At 72.0% G+C, this 404-nt stretch carries 1 protein-coding gene; it reads right to left on the bottom strand.

All coding sequences use genetic code 11. The features are described 5' to 3' along the window. On the bottom strand, positions 1-404 hold a 404-nt coding region (locus tag IEZ31_RS58085), incomplete at both ends, for a PEP-utilizing enzyme (protein WP_268241783.1).

The following is a 404-nucleotide window of genomic DNA, read 5'->3' as shown; positions in this document are numbered from 1 at the left end:
CAGGTCTTGCCCATGCCGCGGGCCACCACGGCGGCGTGCGAGGTCTTCCCGCCCCGGCTGGTGAGGATGCCCTGGGCCGCGATCATGCCCGGCAGGTCGTCGGGGTTGGTCTCCCGGCGCACCAGGATGACCTGCTCGCCCTCCTTGGCCATGGCCACCGCGTGCTGCGCGTCGAAGACCGCCTTGCCGAACGCGGCGCCCGGCGACGCGCCGACCCCGCGGGTCAGCTGCTCGGGCTCGTCCGACAGGTCGAACGTCGGGAACATCAGCTGGGCCAGCTGGTTGCCGTTGACCCGCTTGGTGGCCTCGTCGAGGTCGATCATGCCCTCGTCGACGAGGTGGGTGGCGATGACGAACGCGGCCGCGGCGGTGCGCTTGCCGACCCGGGTCTGCAGCATCCACAG

The organism is Dactylosporangium sucinum (assembly GCF_014647515.1).
Classification (GTDB): domain Bacteria; phylum Actinomycetota; class Actinomycetes; order Mycobacteriales; family Micromonosporaceae; genus Dactylosporangium; species Dactylosporangium sucinum.
The sequence above is the reverse complement of the archived record's forward strand: the minus strand, read 5'-3'. Positions and strand labels throughout refer to the sequence as shown.